At 66.1% G+C, this 23,715-nt stretch carries 20 protein-coding genes; 7 read left to right on the forward strand and 13 right to left on the reverse strand.

The features are described 5' to 3' along the window. Positions 1-53 precede the first annotated feature (53 nt). From IT430_18550 to IT430_18560, 3 genes are all read right to left on the reverse strand, one after another. Positions 54-599 (reverse strand): LptE family protein, encoded by a 546-nt coding sequence (locus IT430_18550; protein MCC6909940.1) that lies wholly within the window; start codon positions 597-599, stop codon positions 54-56. After that, the gene (gene bamD, locus IT430_18555) at positions 596-1,693 is read right to left on the reverse strand and encodes an outer membrane protein assembly factor BamD (GenBank protein MCC6909941.1); all 1,098 of its coding nucleotides are present in this window, start codon (positions 1,691-1,693) and stop codon (positions 596-598) included. The genes IT430_18550 and bamD overlap by 4 nt, the downstream gene beginning before the upstream one ends. A 126-nt stretch (positions 1,694-1,819) precedes the next feature. Then, positions 1,820-3,583 (reverse strand): hypothetical protein, encoded by a 1,764-nt coding sequence (locus tag IT430_18560; protein ID MCC6909942.1) that lies wholly within the window; start codon positions 3,581-3,583, stop codon positions 1,820-1,822. Positions 3,584-3,879: 296 nt separating this feature from the next. Here IT430_18560 and hutH point away from each other — a divergent pair, with 296 nt between their 5' ends. Beyond that, positions 3,880-5,403 (forward strand): histidine ammonia-lyase, encoded by a 1,524-nt coding sequence (gene hutH / locus IT430_18565; protein MCC6909943.1) that lies wholly within the window; start codon positions 3,880-3,882, stop codon positions 5,401-5,403. Between the two features lie 163 nt (positions 5,404-5,566). On the opposite strand, the gene IT430_18570 is transcribed toward hutH, so the two are convergent. The 4 genes from IT430_18570 to IT430_18585 form a co-directional block, all read right to left on the reverse strand. Next, the gene (locus IT430_18570; protein ID MCC6909944.1) at positions 5,567-6,064 is read right to left on the reverse strand and encodes a hypothetical protein; all 498 of its coding nucleotides are present in this window, start codon (positions 6,062-6,064) and stop codon (positions 5,567-5,569) included. Positions 6,065-6,196: 132 nt separating this feature from the next. After that, the gene (locus tag IT430_18575) at positions 6,197-6,385 is read right to left on the reverse strand and encodes a hypothetical protein (protein MCC6909945.1); all 189 of its coding nucleotides are present in this window, start codon (positions 6,383-6,385) and stop codon (positions 6,197-6,199) included. A 113-nt stretch (positions 6,386-6,498) separates the two neighbouring features. Next, positions 6,499-7,074: an isochorismatase family protein gene (locus tag IT430_18580; protein ID MCC6909946.1), complete on the reverse strand. Its 576-nt coding sequence runs from the start codon at positions 7,072-7,074 to the stop codon at positions 6,499-6,501. 91 nt (positions 7,075-7,165) lie between these two features. Beyond that, positions 7,166-7,411 carry a hypothetical protein gene (locus IT430_18585; protein MCC6909947.1) on the reverse strand — a complete coding sequence of 82 codons (246 nt, stop codon included), beginning with the start codon at positions 7,409-7,411 and terminating at the stop codon, positions 7,166-7,168. Here IT430_18585 and IT430_18590 point away from each other — a divergent pair. Further along, entirely contained in the window at positions 7,404-7,742 is a 339-nt protein-coding gene (locus tag IT430_18590) for a nuclear transport factor 2 family protein (GenBank protein MCC6909948.1), read from the forward strand. The two genes, IT430_18585 and IT430_18590, sit on opposite strands and share 8 nt — an antisense overlap. On the opposite strand, the gene IT430_18595 is transcribed toward IT430_18590, so the two are convergent. Continuing rightward, positions 7,734-8,474, reverse strand: coding sequence for a class I SAM-dependent methyltransferase (locus IT430_18595; GenBank protein ID MCC6909949.1), 741 nt, complete (start codon positions 8,472-8,474; stop codon positions 7,734-7,736). The two genes, IT430_18590 and IT430_18595, sit on opposite strands and share 9 nt — an antisense overlap. A gap of 23 nt (positions 8,475-8,497) precedes the next feature. Here IT430_18595 and IT430_18600 point away from each other — a divergent pair, with 23 nt between their 5' ends. Beyond that, the gene (locus tag IT430_18600) at positions 8,498-10,978 is read left to right on the forward strand and encodes a DUF255 domain-containing protein (GenBank protein MCC6909950.1); all 2,481 of its coding nucleotides are present in this window, start codon (positions 8,498-8,500) and stop codon (positions 10,976-10,978) included. Between the two features lie 283 nt (positions 10,979-11,261). Here the strand turns inward: IT430_18600 and IT430_18605 are convergent, their stop codons facing one another. Further along, the gene (locus tag IT430_18605; protein MCC6909951.1) at positions 11,262-11,606 is read right to left on the reverse strand and encodes a hypothetical protein; all 345 of its coding nucleotides are present in this window, start codon (positions 11,604-11,606) and stop codon (positions 11,262-11,264) included. Between the two features lie 462 nt (positions 11,607-12,068). Between IT430_18605 and IT430_18610 the strand changes: the two genes are divergently transcribed. The 3 genes from IT430_18610 (at position 12,069) to IT430_18620 (ending at position 15,162) form a co-directional block, all read left to right on the forward strand. Then, positions 12,069-13,307 (forward strand): 1-acyl-sn-glycerol-3-phosphate acyltransferase, encoded by a 1,239-nt coding sequence (locus IT430_18610; GenBank protein MCC6909952.1) that lies wholly within the window; start codon positions 12,069-12,071, stop codon positions 13,305-13,307. 279 nt (positions 13,308-13,586) lie between these two features. Beyond that, a complete protein-coding gene (locus tag IT430_18615; protein MCC6909953.1) occupies positions 13,587-14,420 on the forward strand; it encodes a DUF1559 domain-containing protein in 834 nt (277 codons plus the stop codon). A 253-nt stretch (positions 14,421-14,673) separates the two neighbouring features. Beyond that, positions 14,674-15,162, forward strand: a complete 489-nt coding sequence (locus IT430_18620) for an EVE domain-containing protein (protein MCC6909954.1) — start codon at positions 14,674-14,676, stop codon at positions 15,160-15,162. 101 nt (positions 15,163-15,263) lie between these two features. On the opposite strand, the gene IT430_18625 is transcribed toward IT430_18620, so the two are convergent. The 4 genes from IT430_18625 to IT430_18640 all read right to left on the reverse strand — a co-directional run bounded on the left by IT430_18625 (position 15,264) and on the right by IT430_18640 (position 22,241). Then, a complete protein-coding gene (locus IT430_18625; protein ID MCC6909955.1) occupies positions 15,264-16,334 on the reverse strand; it encodes a bifunctional transcriptional activator/DNA repair protein Ada in 1,071 nt (356 codons plus the stop codon). 178 nt (positions 16,335-16,512) lie between these two features. Next, the gene (locus IT430_18630) at positions 16,513-20,253 is read right to left on the reverse strand and encodes a VCBS repeat-containing protein (protein MCC6909956.1); all 3,741 of its coding nucleotides are present in this window, start codon (positions 20,251-20,253) and stop codon (positions 16,513-16,515) included. A 56-nt stretch (positions 20,254-20,309) separates the two neighbouring features. Beyond that, on the reverse strand, positions 20,310-21,716 hold the full coding sequence (locus IT430_18635; protein MCC6909957.1) for a phosphomannomutase/phosphoglucomutase: 1,407 nt from the start codon (positions 21,714-21,716) through the stop codon (positions 20,310-20,312). 123 nt (positions 21,717-21,839) lie between these two features. Further along, complete coding sequence (locus IT430_18640; GenBank protein ID MCC6909958.1) at positions 21,840-22,241, reverse strand: DUF721 domain-containing protein; 402 nt, start codon at positions 22,239-22,241, stop codon at positions 21,840-21,842. 394 nt (positions 22,242-22,635) lie between these two features. Between IT430_18640 and IT430_18645 the strand changes: the two genes are divergently transcribed. Then, the gene (locus tag IT430_18645) at positions 22,636-23,706 is read left to right on the forward strand and encodes an ABC transporter ATP-binding protein (protein MCC6909959.1); all 1,071 of its coding nucleotides are present in this window, start codon (positions 22,636-22,638) and stop codon (positions 23,704-23,706) included. Positions 23,707-23,715: the final 9 nt, after the last annotated feature.

Raw genomic sequence — 23,715 nt, forward strand, 5'->3', positions numbered from 1 at the left:
CGTGTTGGTTTATCGGCTCCACCCGGCCGACGGTTAATCCTACGCCTCAAGTCTCACCATTGATCGCGCATTGCCGCGACGATTTGCTCGGCCAGCCGCTGACTGACGCCGAATTCCGCGATTTCCGGCCTCTCGCCCACGGGTCGTGAAGGCATGTACTCGTCGCCGACCGAAAAGTTCTGCCGCTGCACGATCATCTTGCCCGTGCGCACGTCCCGCCACTGGAAATCGACCGTCACGCTCAGCAGCATTTCGCGCACCAGCCCGCTGCCCCGGGAGCGGTTCAATCGCGTCTTTTCCACGCCCGTGATCGTGCCCGACAGTTCCGTCTGCGCCGCGTCACTCGTATTCACCACGGCGTAGGGCGTGCGCTTCTGGATCTCTTTGATCAGCGCATCGGTGATCTCTCGCTCGACGCCGGTGTAGTAGGTGCGGTTGTCGAAAATCGGCACCGCGATGCTGTGGTATTTCTCGGGGTAGAGACTGTCGGCGGTGTAGCCCGTGCGATCGCCCGAGCCGTCGGTCGAGGCGCAGCCGGTGATGGCTGCGGCCGCGCTCAGCGCGGCGGTGGCAGCCGCGATTCGCACCAGCGTTCTCATGGCTGATCCTCCACCGGCGGGCCGGCAGGCTCAGGCTCGGCCGACTCGGGCCCTGTCGCCTCCGGGGCCGCCGCATCGGCCGTCACCGGCGGTGCGTCCTGGAGCAGCTCCTCGGGCACTTCGTCGCTCACCCAGCCGCGCTCTTTCATCGCCTTGTAGGCCCGCTGGGCGGCGAGGGTGGAAGAGTGCTTGTCGATGAGCCGCTTGAGCACGAACCTGGCCGAGACTTCATCTTTGCGGCGCAGATAGAAATCGGCATCGACGAGCATCTTCTCAGCCCGCGCTTCTTCGATGCGCTGCTGCAGCGCCTCGGCCCGCATCTGCTGCGCCTGGGCCGGGTAGCGGGTGCGCAGGATGTTCAGCCAGCCATCCGCCTCCTCCAGGCCCGAGACGTCAAAGGCCGGCCCCTTGAACGTCGCCAGGTGCGAGTAGACGAGACGCTGCATCGCGTCTGGGTTATCTGCGGCCTTGGGGTTGTTCTTGATGTAGATGTCGTACATCGTCGCCGCAAGCTCCATGTTGCGCCGATCGTAGTAGAAGTCGGCGAGGGCCCGGCCGGCGCGCTCGGCGAGTTTGCTGCCCGGGGCCCGCTCCTGGATGCGGATGAACAGTTCCTCCGCTTCGTCGTAGGCGCGAAACCACCGCATCCCCCACAGCTTGCGCCGCAGGCCACCGGCGAAGAGCTGCGCCACTTCAAACTCGCGCTCGAGCGCGATCATGAACGCTTCGCTGCCGGGGAACATGCGGCAGATGGCCTCGTAGTCAAAGAGCGACTTGTAGTAGTCCTTGGCGAGGAAGAGTGAATCGGCGCGGATGAGGTACGCCTCGGCCTCGAGCGGATCGCCCTTGTGGTTCTTGAGCCAGTTGTCCATGCGCCGCCGGGCGTCGCCGTAGCGCTTCTGAGCCAGCGCCTGCCGCGCGAGGTGCAGTTCGCCCGCGGGCGTGTCGAGTTGCGGCTCATCGACGATTTGCCACGTGCCCTCGGCCGTCAGGTCGCGCTCGACCTGCTGCGCCGCAGCGGGCGCAGCGGCCAGCGCCAGTACCAGAGTGAAGCCGGCAGCGGCAAGCGGCAGCGTGGATCGCGGTGTATTCATGGTCGCGGGCATCATAGAGGCGGGCCTGCACGCGGCAAGGCTTCCTGGCGGCATCGACAAAGCGGGACGGGCCATGCGACCCGTCCCGCGCGAAAAGCCTTTACGACGTGATCGGAGTCGCGAATGTCAGAACAGCGGCGGCTCCTCTTCGTCCATGCCGTTCCCGCCCATCGGGCCGGCCTGCTGGGCGATGTTCATGATCGACTTGATCACCGGCGCCGGAACGACGAATGAGCCGGCAAAGCCACCGCTGCTCACGGTCGCGCCCATGCCCACGGGCGGCAGGGCGGCGAGTTCTTCAAAATCGACGCCCGGCGCAAAGCCGGCCGCGAGCGGCGCGGCCATCTTCGCGATGGCGCCCATGCCGATATAGAAGCGCAGCGAGGGATTGGGCGGAAGCATCTTGTCCACCGCCGCAAGCGTCTTGTTGTCGCCAAGACTCGGCGCTTCGCCCTTCATCGCGGCGATCGACTTCTCGATCACTTCAGCGTTGCGGCTCGTCGTCTGGATCACGCCGCCCTCGACGGGCACGACGTAGCCCTGCATGCCGCCCGGGCCGTAGAGCATCGACATCATCTGCTGCATCTGCATCATTTCGGGAGGCACGGTCATCTTGACGGCGTAGGTGTCGGCCTTGATGCCGGCGATGTCCTTGGCGCCCTGCTGGTAATCGGTCGTGATCTTCATGCCCCCGGGCGCTTCGGTCTCGCCCATGGCTCCGATCGTCTCGCGCACCGCCGCGAGGATCTGCTCCTGGTTGCCGCTCATGCGCGTAACGCTGCGGCTGAGCAGCCCGGCGAACAGGCCGCCTGGCGGCGGGTAGATGGCCATGCCCATCCCGTCGGTGTGGCGGAGCAGTTCCATGTTGTTCATCATGTTCGGAGCGCCGCCGGCGGGCTCCACGCCGAGACGCGCCTTGATCTCGTCGAGCAGCGGGCCGACCTTGACGGCCTTGTAATCCATCGACATCGCCATGAGGAACGGCGCATCCTCAAAGCCCTTGAGCAGGTTGCGCGACTCGGCGACGCCCGGGAGCAGCGCCCTCATCTTGCTGCCTTCGCGCGTCTGCACGGCGAGATCGAACGCAAAGCCTCGCTCGCCGTAATTCAGGCCGGCGACGACGCCGCTGCACTCGTCGATCATCATTCCGATGAACGCCTCGTTCATCCGGGCGATGTCTTCGCCCATGGGCATGCCCATGCCCATCGCGCCCGCCTGGGCGACCTGCTGCGACACCGCCTCGCTGAACCACTCGATGACTTCCTGCCGGCGCTCGGCCAGCCCGTCGAAATCGACGATCGCAAACGCCTGCGAGCGCTCGATCACGCCGGTTCCGACTTGCCCGATGCGCTCCTTGAACCGGGCCACGGCGTTGTCCTGCGCGACGTATCCCTCGGCCAGTTCCTTGCGCGGGCTGAGAACGGCGTACTTGCCGGCGGAGCGGACGTAGGCCGTGCTGCCCATCGCGGTGGTCACTTCCGACACGCCGTCGGCGCTGACGTCGGGCCCGAAAGCGGAGATCCACTTCGAGTAGTCGGCGACCGGCAGCAGCATGATCATGGGCGGCGCATCGCCCTCCATTTCATAATCCATCATCGCCACGCCCATGGAGCCTGAGAGATCGAGCGCCGAAGCGCTGACGCCCAGTTGGCTCAGCATCGACGACGGCGTGAACTGGCCCACGGCGTCCTGCTCGATGGCGACCATGAGCTGCTTCCACTGCTTGTCCACCTCGCTCAGTCTGGTGGTGCCGATGAAGATTTTGGTGTTCTTCGGGGCCGCCGCGAGCACGTCGGGGAGATCGGCCTTGGCCAGCGGGGCGGCGCACATCAGGCCCGAGGCGAGGCACAGTCCCGCCAGGCTGGTGGTCGACATCGATCGGAAGTTCATTGGGGTCTCCTGGGTATCAGGGTTGATTGACGGTTGTCGGGTTGATTGGCGGGCGGGTGCGAAGAACTTCATCCACCGGCCCCCTCCGCGGGGCGCGGCTGGCCGACAGACACAAAGACGAGCCCCGCCGGCGCGCATTCCGTTGATGGTAGCCCCGCCGGCCGGCCCGACCGACCGCGGCGCACCGTCCCCGGCCGCCGCCGGCACCCTTATACGGCACCGCCACCCCTGCGTTCCAAAAAAAGGCGCCTGGCGCCTTTTTCGGCCCGGGAGGCTCGACGCCTATGCTCACGCCCATGAGCCAGCCGCTGGTGCTCGACGGGCAAGGACTCTCGACGGATGACGTCGCGGCGGTGGCGCGCGGCGGGCGGCAGGTGCGCCTCGGCGCTGCCGGCCGCGCCGCACTCGAGCGCAGCCGAGCCGTCGTCGAACGCGCCCTGAGCACCGGCGACGCCATCTACGGCGTCAATACCGGCTTTGGCAGCCTCGCCCGACAGCGCATCGCGCCCGACCAGGTCCGCCAGGTGCAGCAGAACCTCATCCGCTCCCACTCCGCAGGCATCGGCGAACCGCTCAGCGAGAGCGTCGTGCGGTCCATGCTGCTGCTGCTGGCCGCGAGCCTGTGCCGCGGCTGCTCGGGTGTGCGGCCCGTCGTCGTCGAGCGGCTCGTGGACCTGCTCAACCATCGGATCGTTCCCGTGGTGCCGTCGCGCGGCTCGGTTGGCGCCTCGGGCGACCTGGCGCCGCTGGCTCACTGCGCGCTCACGCTCATCGGCGAAGGCCACGCCATGCACGAAGGCGCCTACAAGCCCGCGGGCAAGGCCCTCGCCGACGCCGGCCTCAAGCCCATCGCGCTTGAAGCCAAAGAAGGTCTCGCGCTGATCAACGGCACGCACCTCATGGCGGCGCTCGCGGCACTGGCGCTCGACGACCTCGGCCGGCTCATCGACGCGGCCGTCGTCGCCGCAGCCATGTCCATCGACGCCTGCCTCGCGACCGACGCGTTTCTCGATGACCGCCTCCACGCAGCGCGGCACCAGGTCGGCCAGCGCCTCATCGCCGAGCGCCTGCGAAAGTGCCTCAGCGGCAGTCAGATCATCCCGTCGCACAAGATCGATGATCCGCGCGTGCAGGATCCGTATTCGCTGCGCTGCTGCCCGCAAGTGCTCGGCGCCGCGCTGGACACCATCGAGCACGTGCGCACGATTGTGGAGCGAGAACTGCAGGGTGTATCCGACAATCCGCTGGTCTTTGCGGGTCAGGATGGACAGGCCGATGCGATCATCAGCGGCGGCAACTTCCACGGCCTGCCGCTGGCGCTGGCGATGGATGCCGCCGCCATCGCGGTGGCCCACATTGCCGGCATCAGCGAGCGGCGCGTGTACTACCTGCTCGCCGCGAGCGACAGCGAAAACCCGCTGAATCCCTACCTTTCACCCCAGCCGGGCCTGCACTCGGGCCTGATGATCGTGCAGTACACGGCCGCGGCCTGCTGCAACGAGATCCAGACGCTGTGCGCGCCGGCGAGCGTGGCGAACATCCCCACCTCGGCCGGCCAGGAAGATTACAACTCGTTCGGGCCCAACGCGGGCTACAAACTCCGCCGGGCAGTCGAACTGGCGACGAGCGTGATCGCGATCGAACTGCTCTGCTCGGCCGAGGCGCTCGAGTACCACCGGCCGCTGCGCAGCGGCGCTGTGGTGGAGGCAGCGCACGAAACGGTGCGCAGCGTCGTGGCGCGCCTGACTGCCGACCGCCCGATGACGGCGGACATCGAAGCCATTACGAAACTGATCCGGTCAGGCCGGATCGGCGGTTAGCCGCCCGGCACTGTTGTCATAGCCGCGCAGGCAGGCATCCACGAGCGTTCGTGCGCGCACGACTTCGTCGAGAGGCAGCGGACGTCATCGCCCGCTCCTGGATTCCCGCCCCGCCTTCGCTCAAGGCCGGCTCTGCGCGGGGACGACGGGTTTGGCGACCCCGCTACAGAATCGGCATGCCCGTGATGCGCGACTCGAAGGCGATCTGGCCGTCCACGAGCCCCTGCGTGTCGCAGACGAATCGCTTGATGTGGAACTTCACCTGGTTGGCGAGGATGATGAGCGTGTCGCCGGGCGTGACTTTCCTGCGGAACTTCGTGTCTTCGATGCGGGTAAAGCCCACGAATTCGTATTCGATGATCTTGCGGGACTGGAACATCCACGAAGTCAGCTGGGCGGCGGCCTCGACCATCATCACGGCAGGCATGACCGGATAGCCGGGAATGTGCCCGGCGCACCACCACTCGTCGCCGCGCACGTAGCGCGTGGCGATGGCCTGGGCGAAACCTTCGCCGACCCAGGCGATGCGGTCAATCTGCTGGGCCTCGCCGCGGTGCTTGTTGATGGCCTGGATGCCATCGAGATCGACCGCGGTGGCGTTGAGGTCGATTCCCTCAATGTCAAACAGGAGCGGCGGCGCTGCGGGTCGCAGCGGGCTCAACGGAATTCGGTCTTCGGACCCCACGAAAACGGCCCTCGGCTGCGAGACCGTAGCCTGTCTACTCACGTTGGCCTCACTCGGAAATGCGCCGACCGTGCGACGCGGGACGGTCGGCAGGTGTGGTTGACCTGTTTACGAGCCCGGCGTCGAGGGCTGGTCACGCATCGACAGAATGGCGTTTCTGACTTCCTGGCACGCGGCCTTGATGTCCTGCATGGTCTTGCGGGCACGCGTTCCGGCGGCCTTGTTGCCGCCTTCAGCCTTGCGGATGTCTTCTTCCGCATCAGCCACGAGCCGCTTCAGGTTCTCATATGCTTCCATGGTTCTCCTTACCCACTTTCAACGAGGTGTATGGTTTCCCTGGGGCGGCGCAGTGGCCGCATCACAATATAGCACCGCTCAGGCGGCTGCGGACGAGTCCAGAAGCCCAAAAATCAGCATTGGGGGCCTGTGCGGATTTCCTTCACCAGCGTGAGGCACTCGCGGAACTGCGGGTGGCCGGCGTCGCGCAATAACTCGTAAGTCGCTGATACACAACCGGTTATCGCCGCCCCTCCCCTCTCCAGGCGCCGCAGTGCCGGGGCGATCTGATCCGCCTCGCCGCCTGAAATCGCGTCTGAAACCGCAAAAACGAGTTTCCCCAAATGCAGCAGATCGAGCCCGGTTTGCAGCACACAGACGTGGGCCTCGATGCCGCAGATCAGCACATTTGGCCGGCCAGCGCTCACCAGCCAGTTTCGCACGGGCTCCACGCAGGCGCTGAAACGCGTCTTTTCGAACACCGGCGTTCCGGGCGGCAGCGCCTCGGAGATGGGCCTCACCGTGTGTCCCAAGCCCTTGACGTATTGCTCTGTCACGGCCACCGGCAGGCCGAGCACGCCGGCGCAGCGGGCCAGAAAACGGCAGCGCTCGACCAGACGCTCCGACTCAATCATCTCGCCAGTCAGCCGCTCCTGCACATCGATGATCAGCAGGCAGGTCGTTTCCGGTTTGAGTCGCGCCAGAGGCATGCGTGTCCGCCATGCTGAGCCGCAGCCGCACCCAACGGGATGCGTTGCGGTCGATACCATTTGCCCTGTCGGCCGAGCGACCGACGCCCACTCATCTTATCAGGAAAGCGATCTCAGCGATGGCCAGCAAGAAGAAGCAATCGAGCGGCAGTAAGCGCCCAGCTCGAAAAACGACCGCAGCCAAATCCAGCCGCACGACGACGGCGAAGAAAAAACCGACGAGGGCCGGCAGCCACAGCAGCAAGGCAAAGCCGAAGCGCGATCCGCTCGCGCCGCGCACGGTGACGACCGGCAAGGGGCCGAGCCCGGGTGAGATCGGCGCTTCTCTGGTGGACATGTTCAATCGCGGCCTGCTTCACGAGATCGAAGCAAAGTGGTGGTCGCCCGGAATCGTTTCGATTGAGGGCATGGGCCAGGCGTGGGACGGTCGCGCCGCCGTGGATGGCAAGAACCAGTGGTGGGCTCAGACCAACCGCATGGTCGCGGGCAGCGCGGAAGGCCCCTTCGTCGGCGCGACCGGCTTTGCCGTGAAGTTTCACCTCGAAGTCGAGGAGATCGCCACCGGCCGGCGCAGCATCATGGATGAAGTCGGCGTGTACACCGTCAAGGACGGCAAGATCGTGCAGGAAGAGTTCATGTACGGCGCGCCGCCCGCGGCCTCAGCCTGATCCGCCATCGCAATCAAACCAGATGAGATGATGCGCCTCTTCGACGCGCGGCGGCTGGAACCCCGCGCGCTGCGCCAGCGCTGCCAGTTCATCCGTGCGCCACAGGCGATGCAGCGTGTCGCTGTCCTTGAAGTGCTCGCAAGCCTCATCAATCTCATCGCCGCAGCGCAGCGCGATGAGGCCGCGCTGGGCATCGAGGATCATCTGGCACGAGCCGTCTTCGCTCAACCCTGTCTGCCAGTCGCCGGATTCGACGAGCGACCACAGTTCGCCCGGGAAGTTGTCGATGACCAGCGCGCCGCCGTCTTCCAGCGTGCCGTTCATACGGCTGAACACTTCGGCGGCCGTGTCGTCCTCGGTCACCAGCATCCACGTGTGGCCGAGGCAGAGGATGAGATCAAATCGGCCGGGGATGCGCGAGGCCTGCCGGGAATCGGTGAAATCGGCGTCAATGATCTGCACGCGCTGGTGGCCGCGGGCTGGGCGCGATGCTCTGCTCAGCCGCTGCCGCGCCGCCTTACGGGCTCGCGGATCGACATCGACGCCGACCGCGCGCGTGCTGAGGGGGGCCAGTTGCTCGAGCACCGATCCGTCGCCGCAGCCCAGATCAAGCACCTGCCGCGCGGCGGCGGGCCGGCTCTCCAGCCAGCGGCGAAGCGCGGAAATCTGCGACTGCCGTAGCACGGGCTCGAGTGGAGCCCAATCATCGAGAGGGGCCTCGGATGCGTTCATCCCAACAATGTACGGGGATCGCGATGATCAAACCAGTCAAGCGCTTCGGCCGCGGACCCGCGGTGTGGCTCGCCGCCGCGCTTGCAGCCGGCGCCTCGCCCGATCCGCACAACCCCCCGCCCGGTACGACTCCCCCTCCCGAAGGTGAGGTTTCCATGCCTGCTCAAGACTCCGCCCAGCCGAAGCACACGAATCGTCTGGCGCAGGAGACCAGTCCCTATCTGCTCCAACATGCCCACAATCCCGTGGACTGGTGGCCGTGGGGACCGGAGGCGTTCGCCGAAGCGCGCCGCCGACAGGTGCCCATTCTCGTCTCCATCGGCTACTCGACGTGCTACTGGTGCCATGTCATGGAGCGCGAATCGTTCGAAAACGAGGACATCGCCCGACTGATGAACGAGCGCTTCGTGTGCATCAAGGTGGATCGCGAAGAGCGGCCGGATGTCGATGACCTCTACATGACGGCGGTCGTGGCGATGACGGGTCAGGGCGGCTGGCCGATGAATGTGTTTCTCACGCCTCCGCCGCCTGATGATCTGCCCGAGGGCGAGCAGTGGACGGCGCTGGCGCCGTTCTGGGGCGGGACGTATTTTCCGCCGCAGGACGCCATGGGCCGGCCCGGCTGGTCGCGCGTCGTCGAGTCGCTCAGCGAAGCCTGGAAAACCCAGCGCGCCGACGTGATCGAACAGTCCAGGCGCCTCGCCGACGCCGTGCGCGAGCAATTGTCGCTCCAGAGCAGTGCTGCGCCGATCGGCCCGGGCGACGTGAGCGCCGCCGTCGTCACCCTGCTGCGCATCTTCGACCGCACTCACGGAGGCTTCGGGCAGGCGCCCAAGTTTCCCCAGCCGGTCTTCCTCGAACTGCTCATGGCCAGCCGCGACTCCGTCAGCGGCGCCGACACTCAACAGCGCGTCGATGAGGCACTGAGCCTGACGCTCGACCGCATGGCCATGGGCGGGATGTACGACCAGGCGGGCGGCGGCTTTCACCGCTATAGCACCGATGCGCAGTGGATCGTGCCGCATTTTGAAAAGATGCTCTACGACAACGGCCAACTCGCCGAGGTCTATGCGAAGGCCGCCGAGAGCACCGGCGATGCGTATTACCGTCGCATCGCCGATGAGATCTGCGCCTATGTCTTGCGCGAGATGACGGACGAGAAGACCGGCGCGTTCTACAGCGCGCAGGATGCCGAGGTGAATCACCGCGAGGGGCTCAACTACCTCTGGACGCCCGATCAGGTGCGCGAGGCACTGACGAAAGCGGGCGAGGGCGAACTCGTCGATCTGGCCATTCGCGCCTACGGGCTCGACCAGCCTCCCAACTTCCGCGACCCGCACCACCCTGAGGATGAGCCGATGCACATCCTCGCGCTGATGATGCATCCCGAGCCGCTGGCGCGGGCGATGAACCTGAGCGCCGAGCAGGTCATGGAGCGCCTCGATCGCATTGACGCAGCGCTGCTCGAGGTACGCACTACGCGCGAGCAGCCGGGCACGGATGACAAGACCCTCGCCGGGTGGAACGGTCTGATGATCGCCGGCCTGGCGGAGGCGTCGCGCGCGCTCGACAAACCCGAATACCGCGAGGCGGCCGCTCGGGCGTGGACGTTCATCAACACTTCGATGCGCGATGAAGGCGGCACGCTGCTGCGCTCCTGGCGCGCCGGGCGCGCGGCCATTCCCGCCTTCTGCGAGGACTACGCGCTGCTCGCCCACGGCCTGCTCGCGCTGCACCGCTGCAATCCCAAAGCGGGCTATGCCGACGCCGCCGCAAACCTCATGGATGAAGCACGGCAACTCTTCTGGGATTCCAATCGCGGCGGATGGTTCGACACGCGCGAAGGCAGCACCGACGTCTTCTTCCGCGCGCGCTCGCTGCACGACGGCGCCCTGCCCGCGGCAACGAGCATCATGCTCAACAACCTGATCGACCTGCACGAGATCACCGGCGAGCAGCGCTGGCTCGATGACGCGATCGCAGCGCTCACGGCCATCTCGGGCGACCTGCATCAGAACCCCACGGCCATGGCCAACTCGACGCGCGCCCTGCTCCGCCTGCTCGAGGTTGATCCCCAGCGCGTGCATCACATCGGCCGCGACGGCGTCGATCCGAACCGCATTGTCGAACTGGCGGCGTCGGTCGAGGAGATCGACCTGACCAGCGAGATGTCCTTCGAGTTCGCGATTACGCTCATGGCGCGGCGCGGCTATCACATCAATGCCGCCGAGCCGGGCAGCGATCAGGTCGTGCCGCTGTCATTCGAACTGCGCGATGGCGCCGGCCTGGCGCTGGCGCCGGCCTATCCGGAAGGCACGGAATTCGGCGTGGGCGGTGAAACGATCCGCGTGTACGAACAGTCCGTGACGGTGCCGATGTTGATTCGCCGGGTGGGCGAGGTGACCGGCGAGCCGGTGCTGGTCGTGACGTTCCAGGCGTGCAACGACACCTCGTGTCTCGCGCCGGTGACGGAAGAGGCGCCGGTGAAGTTGAAGGTGCGCTGAGTTCGGCCGGTGCCGCGGGAGCGGAAAGCGGCAACGAGGATGCGAGCCGCCGCGTCGTGCGGCGGCTCGCCGGTGATGACCAGATCACAGTCGCCGCTTGCGGTACGCCAGCCCAACGGCAGCCATCCCCACCACTGCCAGAGCCATCGGAGTCGGCAATGGAATTGAGGTGAGTTCTCCCCGCGTGGGGTTCCAGCTCGATGATGCCTGGATAGACCAAGCCGATCCGCTCCAACTCGCCCTCGCTTCTTCCTGCTTGACGTTTCCGTTGAACGCCACGAAATCAAAGACGATCGGTTAACTGAAGCGTGTCGAACCAGATGGCCCACGTCAGGTTGGAAGTGGATGGCCCGAATGCGGTCGCCTGATACGGCGAAGCGCCTCCCCACTCCAGCCCGTTGCTCCAGCCTCCGACGCTGAAACTCCGATGAGTGGGCGACTTAAACGTGCCGCCCGAAACCATCTGAACGGCCACGAGGTCGAACGGACCAACGCCGCTTTCGTTAAAGGCCTGGCCCCAACTGTTTCCTGGCAGAGGGTTGCCGCTGGCCACCAGGTCGCCCCGGGCGGCGGCCGCGACAAGTGCGACCGTCAGTCCGAAGAAGCAGACCACGTTACTTTTCCACATGGAACTATCTCCTCTCTTCGCACGGTGTGCGAACAGCGACGCGGTGGGAAGGTCTGCCTGCGGCGCGCGTCACTCGTCGCCAGCAGCATTGGAGCACATCGATTCGAACACATCGAGGAATCGCGGACCGCGCGACAAGGCGGCGCCGCTGATCTCATGCGACTCGACCACCTCCAGAGCGCGGACATTGGTACCATAATGAGAATTGGATGTCAATATCCTGTATAGAAAAATGTTGATAATTCCTGCAGAAAACAAATGCCTTATCCCGGAACCGGAATTCGGGCTTTCAGTCGTCGCGGCTGTCGCCCGCCAGCGGATCGGGCCAGGTTCATGGCCCTGGTGAAAGGCGCTGCGACGGGGCGAACTCTCGCTTGAGAGCGCGCACTCGCGGGCAGATCCTCAGCGTCGCCCCGACGCGCCGATTGCCCCTCACGGCGCCTTTACGCCGAAATACGTCGCATGAACCGCTATCCCCTTCACCGCAGACCCCAGCGATGGGAAGCTCGCCTCAATCCGACGGTGATCCGGCTGTTTCGCGCACTGCGGCGGCGCAAGGCAGCGCGCGAGCAGCGGCTTGTCGAGGTCGATGTGCGCGGGGCCGATCTCGCACGCCAGGCGGTCGAGCGCGGGGCGGGAGTGCTCATCACGCCCAATCACCCGGGACATGCGGATGCGTATGTGATGTTCGAGGCGGCCGATGCGGTGGGCGTGCCGTTCTATTACATGTCGGCGTGGCAGGTGTTTGAGATGCACGGGGCGATCGGGCGCTGGCTGCTCACGCGGCACGGGTGTTTCAGCGTCGATCGCGAGGGGGCGGACAAAGACGCGTTTCGCGCGGCGGTGGAGGTGGTGCGCGAGAAGCGCGAGCCGCTGGTCGTCTTTCCCGAAGGCGAGGTGTACCACCAGAACGATCGCGTCACGCCGTTTCGCGATGGGGCGGCGGCGATTGCGCTCAGCGCGGCAAGGAAGGCGCCGCGGCCGATCGTGGCGATCCCCTGCGCGATCAAGTATGCGTACTTGGAAGATCCGAAGCCGGCGCTGGTGGAGTTGATGGGGCGGCTGGAGAAGAAGGTGCTGTGGCGGCCGCGGCCGGACCTGCCGCTGGCGCAGCGGGTGTATCGCCTGGCGGAGGCGTTGCTGGCGCTCAAGGAGATTGAGTACCTCGGCGAGACGATGCAGGGGACGATCGCGGCGCGGCGGCTGGTGCTGGCGGATCACATCCTCAGCGGGATCGAGGGGCGGCACGGGGTGCGGCGGGTGGAGGCGCCAGCCAATGCCAGCGCGATCCCGGTGCGCGTGAAGGAGGCGCGGGCCGCGTGTTTGAAGAGGTTGGCGGAGATTGAAGAAGGCGAAAGCCGAGCGGGTGAAAGCGAGCGTCCGCAGATCGCGGCGGATCTGGATGATCTGTTCCTGGTGGTGCAGGCGTTCAGTTACCCGGGTGATTATGTGGATGAGCGGCCCAGCGTCGAGCGGCTCGCCGAGACGCTGGACAAGTTCGAGGAGGATGTGCTCGGGGCGGCGACGGCGACGGTGCGGGCCCGGCGGCGGGCGGTGGTGCAGTTCGGTGAGGCGATCGAGGTTGGCGGGGGTGAACAGCCAGCCGGCCAAGCGGCGGGCGGCGGCGGGAGGATGACGGCCGGCGAACTGACGGCCCGGCTCGAGCGGCGGGTGCAGGAGTTACTGGATGGGATGGGGTAGTTGCGGGCGGGGCGGCGCGGGATTGGGACCGGCGACCCGGGCGGCGGGAGGGAGTTGGGCAGGCCGGCCGGCGTCTGCGGAGGCGTTGGGCGGCGGGCACAGGTTGCGGAGAAAAAGATCATTTGCCGCAATTTCCGGTTGCGAACGGCGACTGATCTGGTATGCTCGTAGGGGTGAACCCCGAGGCCGGCGGGGCGGATCGTCTGCCGGTCGCGGGAGTCGTGGGATGTCAGCGGCGGCCGGCCGGGCCGCGGAGTTTGAGAGAAGAAGGAGAGCCGCGTGGGACGCACATCAGGCCGAGGATTTACGCTCATCGAACTGCTGGTGGTGATTTCCATTATCGCGCTGCTCATTGCACTGCTGCTGCCGGGTCTGGCGACGGCGCGCGATGCGAGCCGGCGGGCCCAGTGCCTGTCGCAGTTCCGGCAGATCGGACATGCGATGATGATCTACGCGTCGGATGAGAATGATTTTGTGCCGCGCGAAGGCAACGAGGTGGCGACGCAGGAGCGGCAAGGCGGCTGGACGACGGTGTCGCACGTGACATGGGCGATGGCGTTTCGCAAGTATCTCGCGCCGCGCAACGAGTATCTGGGCAACTACCACAACCCGCCGCCGAGCCGCTGCGACAAGTGGGTCAACGCGCGGCAGGCGTATCAGTGCCCCTCGCATCCGAACCGGAACCACAACATCTCCTACATCATCAACGGCCTGCGCTTCGATCGGCCGGGCGTGGTGAACGAGGGCAATGCGACGCACGGCAACGGCCGCTACGCGCACCAGATCGAAAAAGCGCTCTTCGCCAGCAGCCTGGTGTACATCACCGAGTTCGAAGATGACGAGAGCAACTACTTCTACAACGTGATGTACAACCAGTCGTGGCCGAGCAACGGCGACCGTGGTCCGGCGGGCTGGCTGGACACGTGGCGAGCGGTCCACATCACCGGCCAGTACCAGGGCACGGGCGGACGGCGCATCAACAACAAGCGCCACAAGACCGGGTCCAACGTACTCTACCTCGACGGCCACGCCGAGTATCGCACCGACGATTACATCCTCGACCTGAAAAACTGGGACGATCGGCTGTATCACTTCCAGCGCGATGCGGGTTGAGCCGGGGCAGGTCAAGCAGGTAGGTCAGGTCGAGACCTGACGATTGGAAGCGTACCGCGCTTCGGCGCACGAGGGCGTGCGCGTGCGTCGCAACGATGCGGCGGTGTGCTGTTCGCACGTCAGCCGCGCGTACACGGCGAACCGTCAGGTTGCACCTGACCTGCGGCTCGTGACGGGCTCGAGTCCTCCCGGATGGCAACCTCGATCGTGCATGTGCCGCTTGACCTCGCCGCGGCGACGACGATCATCGTGCATGGCGAAGAAATCCAACGACAAACCGCGGTGCTGGCTCGTTAAGGCCGAGCCGGACTGCTACTCGATCGACGATCTCAAGCGCGACCGCAAGACGTTCTGGGACGGCGTGCGCAATTACCAGGCCCGCAACTTCATGCGCGATGACATGCGCGTGGGCGACGGCGTGCTCTTCTACCACAGCGGCGCCGAGCCGCCCGGCGTCGTCGGCGTGGCCCGCGTATGCAAGGCGGGCTATCCCGATCACACCGCCCTGGACCCGAAGCAGCAGCACTACGACCCCAAGGCGAGCACGGACAATCCCATCTGGATGATGGTCGATGTGGAATTCGTCGAGAAGTTTCCGCGCGTCGTGTCGCTCAAGGAAATGAAAGAACGCGCGGATCTCGAAGGCATGTCTGTGTTGCAGCGCGGCCAGCGGTTGTCGGTCATGCCCATCGAGCCCAGGCAGTTCGAGATCGTCTGCGCCATGGGCCGCGGCGGGAAGTAGCCTTCGCGCACGCACGCCAGGCGCTCACCACAAAGGGCACAAAGGCACAAAGCGGGCACGAAGAAGAAAATACTCTTTCGCCGCCGCGCGCTACACACCCTTTACTGCTTTGTGTCATGGTGTCTTGGTGACTTTGTGCTGAATGTTGGAACCCCGGCGACGCTGGCTTCGTGGTTGAGCAGCCATTGTTTGCGCCAGACTTTGCCGCCGTAGCCGCCGAGGGCGCCGCCGGTGGCGATGATGCGGTGGCAGGGAATGACCAGCGCGATGCGGTTGTCGCCGTTGGCCCGGCCGACGGCGCGGTGAGCGCCGGACCGCCCCACTGCTTTGGCGAGCTGCGCGTAGGTGCGCGTCTCGCCCGGCGCGATGCGCCTCAGTTCGCTCCACACGCGCTGCTGAAACTCGCTGCCCGGCGCGACGATCGGCGTGCGGAACGCCAGCGACCTGCCGTCGAAGTACGCCTTGAGTTCTTCGCGAATCCGCGATAGGTGCGCATTGCTCCCAGGCACCACCGTTGCATTCATGCGGCGGCGCAGCGTCGTGATCTGCTTCTCGATGGCCCGGCGATCGACGAACTCGAGCAGGCACAGGCCATCATCGCACGCGATGGCGAGCATCGCGCCCAGCGGCGTGTCGATCCAGTCGGCCAGCAGGACGTTGATCTCGCGGCCGCGGCCGACGGGTTGCCCGAACACGCGCGCGAACGCATCCCGAAAGCCGCTGAGCGATTCGTAACCCGTGGTCGCGCCGACGCGATCAGGCGACTTGCCGTTGCGGATCTCGCGCAGGGCCAGGCCGAGGCGGCGGGCGCGGGCGTAGGCGTGGAACGTCATGCCGTAGTGCTGCTTGAAGTAGGCGCGGGCGCGGGTGGGCATCACGCCCAGAGCGCGCAGGTCGCGGTCGGCAAGGCGCGTGGCGGGGTCGGCGTCCAGCCGCGCGTGAAGTTGCTCGACCCACTGCGGCGCCGCGCGGCCGTGTTCGAGCGGCCGGCAGCGCTTACACGGCCGATAGCCCGCGTGCAGCGCATCGGAAGCGCGCTGGAAGAACTCCACGTTTTCGCGCCGCGGCTTGCGCGCGCTGCAGGTGGGCCGGCAGAAGACGCCGGTGGTCCTGACGCCGACGAAGAAGACGCCTTCGCTGCGCGAGTCGCGCTGCACGAGGGCGCTGTACATGGCCGATTCGCTGGGGAGCAGTTGGTTGATCATGGCCATGTTTTAAGGGTAGCGAATGCCGGCCGCCACCGCGAAATGAGCGCGGAATTCGGATTCACGAAATGGCGGGATCAAATCGCCCCCGCCCCGGCCCTCCCCCACACAGCCGGGGAGGAAGTTGGCGTGCGCGCTGCGTTGATCAGGGCTGCTCAATCATGATGCGGAACTGGCCGGGCCTGATCTCGTAGTCTTTCCTGCTGCCGTCGGGCCAGCGGACCTGAAACTGGAGCGAGTCGGTGGGCGGCAATCCCAGGCCGAAGTAGACCTGGGCCACGGACTGCGAGAGATAGCCCGAGCCTGCGGTGATCTCGGCGCTCTGGCTGCTGACGTTGCCGGTGCCGTAGAGACGGATGCGCGAGCCCACCGCCGCGGGATTGCCCGGCTTGCCCTTGAGCGTGATGACCAGCATTTCTCCCGCGACGCCAAGCGCCGCCGAGTTGTTGATAAAGGCGCGGATCGGGCCACCGTTCTGCGTGAGCGCTATGTCCGGCTGGCCGTCGTGATTGATGTCGCACACCGTCGCGGCGCGCCCGTCGCCGGGCACGAACAGCCCGCGGTCGTCGGTGGGGTTGGCCATGAAGTGGCACTCCCATGCCCCCAGCAGAAACTGGCCGATGCCGCCGGTCCACCGGCCGGTCTCGGGCTCGCGATGACTGAAGTTCTGCACGAAATAAACGTCGGGCGTGCCGTCGCCGCCGAAGTCGGCCACGGCGGCGCCGTAGCCTGGCGACGCCTGCGCAATGCGCGTCAGCGTCTGGAAGGTGAACGCTGCAGCGCCATCGCCTGGCGTTCCGCCGTTGACGAGAACGCCGCTGGCGAGCGTATTGGCGGTCAGCACGTGCGCCTGTTCGAGCGAGTCGGGCGTGTAAATCTGCTCAAGCGTGGCGCCGGCAAAGTCGTGGTAGGTCGGCATGCGCTGCTTGACGAGCGGCATGGCTTCACTCGAACAACTCAGCCCGCGCACGGGCAGCAGGACGTGGTCGCTGCCGCTCTTGGCTTCGACGATGTCGTACTGGCCGTTGGCGTCGAAGTCGCTGTAGTAGATCATCGCCGGCTTGTCGGGCGCGGGGCTCTTGTACTTCGTGTTGAGGCCGGCGTTGAGGACGAGGTAGTCCATGTCGCCGTCGCCGTCGAAGTCGCCGGGCGTAACGGAGTTCCACCAGCCGGTGAGTTCGGCCAGGCCGGCTTCTTTCGTGCGCTCGACAAGTCGTCCGCCCGCGTTCTGCCAGTAGTGGATGGGGCCGTACTCGCAGGCGATGAGCAGATCGATAAAGCCGTCGTCGTTGGCGTCGGACCACACGGCCGAGGTCACCATGCCCGAGTCGGCCAGGCCCGGCGCATCGGTCTGGGTCACGTCGGTGAATGTACCGCCGTCGTTGCGCAGCAGGCGGCTGGGCGGCGCGAGCGGATACTGATCGGGCACGGTGCGGCCGCCGACGAAAAGATCAACGTCGCCATCGCGATCATAATCTGCAGCGACGATGCACGAGGTGCTCGTGGCAACATCCGACAGGGCGCCGGCGGGCGCGTGCGTGAAGTGCCCGCTGCCGTTGTTGAGATAGAGCCGGTCGCGCAGCGCCGGATCGCCCTGCGGCCACTCCACGCTGCCGCTGGCGACGACGAGATCGAGGTCGTTATCCGAATCGACGTCGATCCACAGCACGGCCATGTCTTCGGATTCGCGGTCGTCCGCCCACGGCCCGTCGGGCGCTTTGGTGAAGTGGCTGTTGCCGTCATCGAGCAGGAGTTGCCCGACCTGCCCGGCCGGCGCGCCGATGAAGCAGTCGTCGTCGCCGTCACCGTCCGCATCACCCCATGCCATGCCCGGCCCGTTCTGCGAGAGCAGAGCCGGAAGCAGCGGCTGGGTTTCATATTCGTCGAACTCGCGCTCAGGCGCCGCGTCGGTGGTGAAGCCGGATGACGCATCCAGCGCGATGAACTGCGGAGGAGCGTTCGGCTCGCTGGCCACGCGAGCGGACTGCGCGGATTGCGTGATGGTGTACCAGCGGTCGGCTTCGAGCCGCTCGAAAGTCTGCTGCGAGCCGTCGGGCCAGATGACGGTCAGTTCGGCGACCATCGCGCGCTCGCCCAGGCCGAATTGCGCGACCGGCTCGGTGGCGGACTGGAAGCCGTGTGCCGGAAAGACCTGGCGCACCTGGTGGAGGTTCGGCCCGTTGAGCGCGATGCGGGCGCCGACGCCGAATCGGTTGTCGCGGGTGCAGCGCAGGCTGACGAGAAGGCGCCGACCGGTGTTCGAGTCGTTGCGGTAGATTCCCACGGGTTCATCGACGTTGCACACGACGAGATCGAGATCGCCATCGCGATCGAAGTCGGCCATGGCGGCGCCGTAACTGAGCGTCTCCTGATTGACGCCCCACTGATCGCCGGCGTCGGAGAAGTGGTAGTCGCCGTCGTTGCGCAATGCCGCGTTGGGCTCGCGGATTGGCGGAACCTGGCGGTACACGTTCCACTGCGCCTCCCAGCGCTGCACGGGGTCGCGCACGCCGATCCTGTCCATCTCGGCTTCGAGTGACTGAAGTTTGCGGGTGAGATCGGGATCGAAGGATTGGTTCGTCGTGCCGTTGGTGGCGAAGAAGTCGAGCAGCCCGTCGTTGTCGAGGTCGTTGAAGAGCACGGACCAGGTCCAGTCGGTGCTCGCCAGGCCGGCGAGGAAGCCGATTTCCATGAAGCGCGGCGAGCCGGTATTGAGATAGAGCATGTTGCGCATGTACTGGCGCGGCTCGGCGCTGAGCAGAAACCAGCGCGAATCGCCCATGTCACCCATCCACAATTTGGACATATAGTGCGTGCGGGCGCTCATGTCGGCGGCGAGGAAGTCCATGCGGCCGTCGTTGTTGATGTCGCCGAAGTCGGCGCCCATCGAGAACCACGGCGTGTACGGCACGGCCTGCTCGATGGCGTCGGCAAACGTGCCGTCGCCGTTATTGCGATACCAGCGGTCGGCATCCCAGAAGTCGTTGCCGACGTAGAGATCGGGCAGGCTGTCGTTGTTGTAATCCCACCACGTGGCGCTCAGGCCGGGGTGGTTGCCGCTGATGCCCGCCATCTCGCCCACTTCGGTAAACGTGCCGTCGCCGTTGTTGTGATAGAGACGGTCGCGCTGGCCGGCCTTGATGACATAGCGCTCGTCGCGGCCGTTGATGCGGCGCATCTGCTCGACGAACATCTCCTCTTGGCCGGGTGCGAGCGTGGTGTGGCCGGCTGCATCGCGCTGCATGCGGGGCTGATCGGCGGCGGCGCCGGGATACATGCGGTTGGTCAACAGATAGATGTCCACGAAGCCGTCGTTGTCGTAGTCCGCCACGGCGGCCATGACCGAAGCGCCGCGGAAATCGAGCCCGGCCTTCTTAGCCGACTCGATGAACGTGCCATTGCCCTGATTGACGTAGAGCAGGTTGGGGGCGTCGTAGTTGCACACATACAGATCGAGATCGCCGTCGTTGTCGATGTCGAGGAAGGTCGCACCCGTGCCCCATGCCGTGCCGAGATTGACGCCGGCCTGATCGGTGACGTCTTCGAAAACCATGTCGCCGACCTGGCGGTAGAGGCGGTCGCGGCCGATCTGGCTGGTGAGGTAGAGGTCGGGCCGGCCGTCGTCGTCGTAGTCGCCGATGCACACTCCACCGCCGGCGTAACTGTGCATGTAGAGGTGTTTGCGGGGGTTGTCCCAGTCGATGCGGTTCTCGAAGTCGATGCCGGTTTGCGCGGCGTCGAGCTGGGTGAACATCGTCGGCCCGGGCGCCGGCGCTGGCGGCTTGAGAGCTGTGGAAGTAATGCCCTCGCCCTGGCCCAGGGCGGCAGCAGTCAACGTGAAGACAATCAGCGCGCACGCGCCGCGGCGGGGGTGGGTGTGTTGCATCGGTGAGGATATGCGCCGCTTCGACGACGGCGCACCGTCCGGCGACGCCGCCCGGATCAATGCTCGACGCGGTGGCCGAGCATCGGGGCGATCTCGTTGACCATGCGGTCGCGGATCACTTCGTTGCGGGCCTCGAGATTCAGCCGCAGCACCGGCTCGGTGTTCGACTGGCGGACGTTGCACCACCAGCCTTCCTTGCGGAAGCAGTCGATCGTCAGGCCGTCAAGGTGGTCGATCTCGGCGACGTTTTTAAAGTGCTCTTCGAGGGCCTCGAGCGCGAGGTCTTTTTCCTCGTTCATGAAGTTGATCTCGCCGGACTGCGAGTAGCGGGCGATGGGCTTGATGAGCGTGCCCAGCGGCTTCCTGCTTTCCGCGAGCAGGCTGAGCACCTGGGCGAAGATGATGGCGCCGCTGTCGGCGTAGAAGTTGTCGCGGAAGTAGAAGTGGCCCGAGAGTTCGCCGCCGAACACGGCGTGCTTCTCCCGCAGGATCTTCTTCATGAACACGTGCCCGACGCGCGACTGGATCGGCTTGCCCCCTGCGGCGCGGATCTCTTCCTCGACGGCGCGGCTGGAGCGGAGGTCGTAGACGATTCCCGCCCCAGGATGGCTCTTGAGAAAGTGCGTCGCCATGAGAGCGGTGAGGTGGTCGCAGCCGATGATCTCGGCCTTGTCATCGACGAAAATGCCGCGATCCGCGTCGCCGTCGAAGCAGATGCCGCAGTGCGCGCCGGTCTCGAGCACCTTCTGGCGCACGTCGGCGAGGTTCGAGGCAATGAGCGGGTTGGGATCGTGCGAGAACTTGCCCGTCGTATTGCGGAAATGCAGTTCGATGATCTCCAGATTGGGCGCACCCTTGAAGACCTTCTTGAACATCGTGGCCGCCATGCCGTTGCTCGCATCGACGACGACCTTCATCGGTCGATCCTTGAGATCGAGGAATGAGAGCACGTGCTCGCGGTAGCCATCCCAGAAATCGCGCTCTTCAACCCGGCCGGCGGGTTCGGGACCGGGCGCGATCTTTTCGAAGTCCGCCATCGCGGCGTACTTGCTGATCTCGTCGAGGCCGGTCGTCTGGCCGATGGGCAGGGCCTGGCGGCCGCTGATCTTGAAGCCGTTGTACTCGATGGGATTGTGACTGGCGGTCACCATCACGCCGCCGGCGCAGTCGAGGTAGTTGATTGCAAAGTAGATGAACGGCGTATCGACCATGCCCACGTCGATGACGTGCGCGCCGTAGGTGCGGATGCCGTCCATGAGGGCCTTGGAGAGCGCGGGCGAACTCGGCCGCATGTCGCGCCCGACGATGATGTGCCGCATCATCGGGTCGGTGTCGCCCGAGGCGCTCGCCTGCTCGAGGAGGTAGCGGGCCGTGCCATAGCCGATCTTCCACGCAGTCTGCTCGTTGAGCGGGTTGGGGTAGACGGCACGAACGTCATAGGCCTTGAAGACTTTTCCGAGCATTCGGCTGGGCTCCCTCGGCGGACGGCAAAAAGGCGTAAGCAATGAAACCTCCATTATAGGAATGTGGATACGAACTGTCAGTGAGGGCCTGGCCCGAGATGGCCAAAATCGGCCTTGGCGCGCTCAAAACGGCCGATTTTCGTCCGACTCGAGTGCCGGCTGCGGCGCCAGCGATGAGTCGATCTCCAGGCGCACCCGGCGGAGAATCGCCTTGCGCCCCGCGAGGCGCAACTGCTGCTCCAGACCGGACTTGAGCAGCCGCTCGGCCGCGTAGAGCGTCGCCGAGCCATCCACGTGGATCGTCAGCACCCCCCTGCTGAAAGCGCTCAGGCGCGATCGCTCAACGACCCCGGGCGGCATGATCGCCGTCCACCTTTCAATGAACTCGGCCAGCCGGTCGAACGGCTTGCGGTGCTCGCGCTCGAACTGCTGCGGCAGGAAATCGCCCAGCGCCTGAGCCCGGTCCGGCCGAATGGACCGCCCCTGACGAATGGCGTCGATGCGGCGCTGGAGGGGCGTGGACATGGCGGATGGTAGGCGAGTACACCGTGCGGCCCGCGGAGGGCGCGGCCGCGGCGATACGGCGCGAAGGACAATGACCGGATGCAGCGCGAAGGACGCTGAGCGGCGAAGACCTGAACCGAGCACCAAGCGTCAGCACGGGTGTTGAGCGTGCGCCGCGCGGCCGCCGAGATGCAGCGCGAAGAACGCGGCTCGGCGAAGACCCTTCCTTACGGTCGGGGCTCGGGTTATTGCAAGGCGAAGTTTGCTCACTTGATCGTCAAACTCGCATCGCCGGGCCGGCGCAGAGCCTTGTCCCGACCTACGGCCGCGCCGCCGAAAGGGCCAGGTCAACCAACACCGATCTCACGCCCGAGTCGGCGCAGGCGTGCGCGGGTGGGGCTACCATGCCGATCCCATGACCGCGATCACGCTCGATGGCGTTCGCAAGGCCTTTGGCTCGACCGTGGCGGTCGATTCGGTGTCGCTGCGCATCGCCGACGGGCACCTCTTTTTCCTGCTCGGCCCGTCGGGGTGCGGCAAGACGACGCTGCTGCGCATGATCGCCGGTTTCATCGTGCCCGGCCGCGGCACGATCCGCTTCGACGATCAGGACGTCACGCGCCTGCCGCCCGAGAAGCGGCAGACGGGCATGGTCTTTCAGAACTACGCCCTGTGGCCCCACATGAGCGTCTTCGAGAATGTCGCGTTCGGCCTGAAGGTGCGCAAAGTGAGCCGCGGCGAGCGCGACGACCGCGTGGCCGCGGCGCTCAAGGCCGTGCGCATGCAGGACTACGCCAAGCGCACGCCCAACCAGCTCTCGGGCGGCCAGCAGCAGCGCGTCGCGCTGGCGCGGGCCCTGGTGATCGAACCGAAGGTCCTGCTGCTCGATGAGCCGCTTTCGAACCTCGACGCCCGGCTGCGCAGCGAGATGCGCCGCGAGATCCGCCGGCTGTGCAGCGAGACGGGCATCACCACGGTGTACGTCACCCACGACCAGGTCGAAGCGCTCTCCATGGCCGACGAACTGGCGGTTTTGCGCGACGGCAGGGTGATGCAGGTCGGCAAGCCGCGCGATGTATACCAGCGGCCGGACAACCGATTCGTGGCTGATTTCCTCGGCGACACGAACTTCATCAGCGCCGAAGTCGTGGGCGCCGAAGCGGGCGAACTCATCCTCCACGCGCCGATGGGCAACGTGCGGGCGCGCGGCCTGCACGAAGACACGCCGCGCAGCGGGAACCTCACCTGCTCGATCCGGCCCGAAGCGTGGCGCCTGGGCGCGGCGGCGGGCAACGGCGCAGCGGGCAACCAGTGGCAGGGCACGATCGTGGACAGCGTCTACCACGGCGAGGCGGCGCGACACGAGATCGAATTGGCCGGCGATGTGACCATCCACGCGCTCGAACTCAATCCGCAGCAGCGCCAGCCCGGCGCGCAGGTGGAGGTCAGCATCGATCCGGGCGACGTGGTCGTGCTGGCGGATTGACCCCAGATG

The sequence above is a fragment of the Phycisphaerales bacterium genome, assembly GCA_020852515.1.
In the GTDB taxonomy this organism is placed as follows: Bacteria; Planctomycetota; Phycisphaerae; order Phycisphaerales; family UBA5793; genus UBA5793.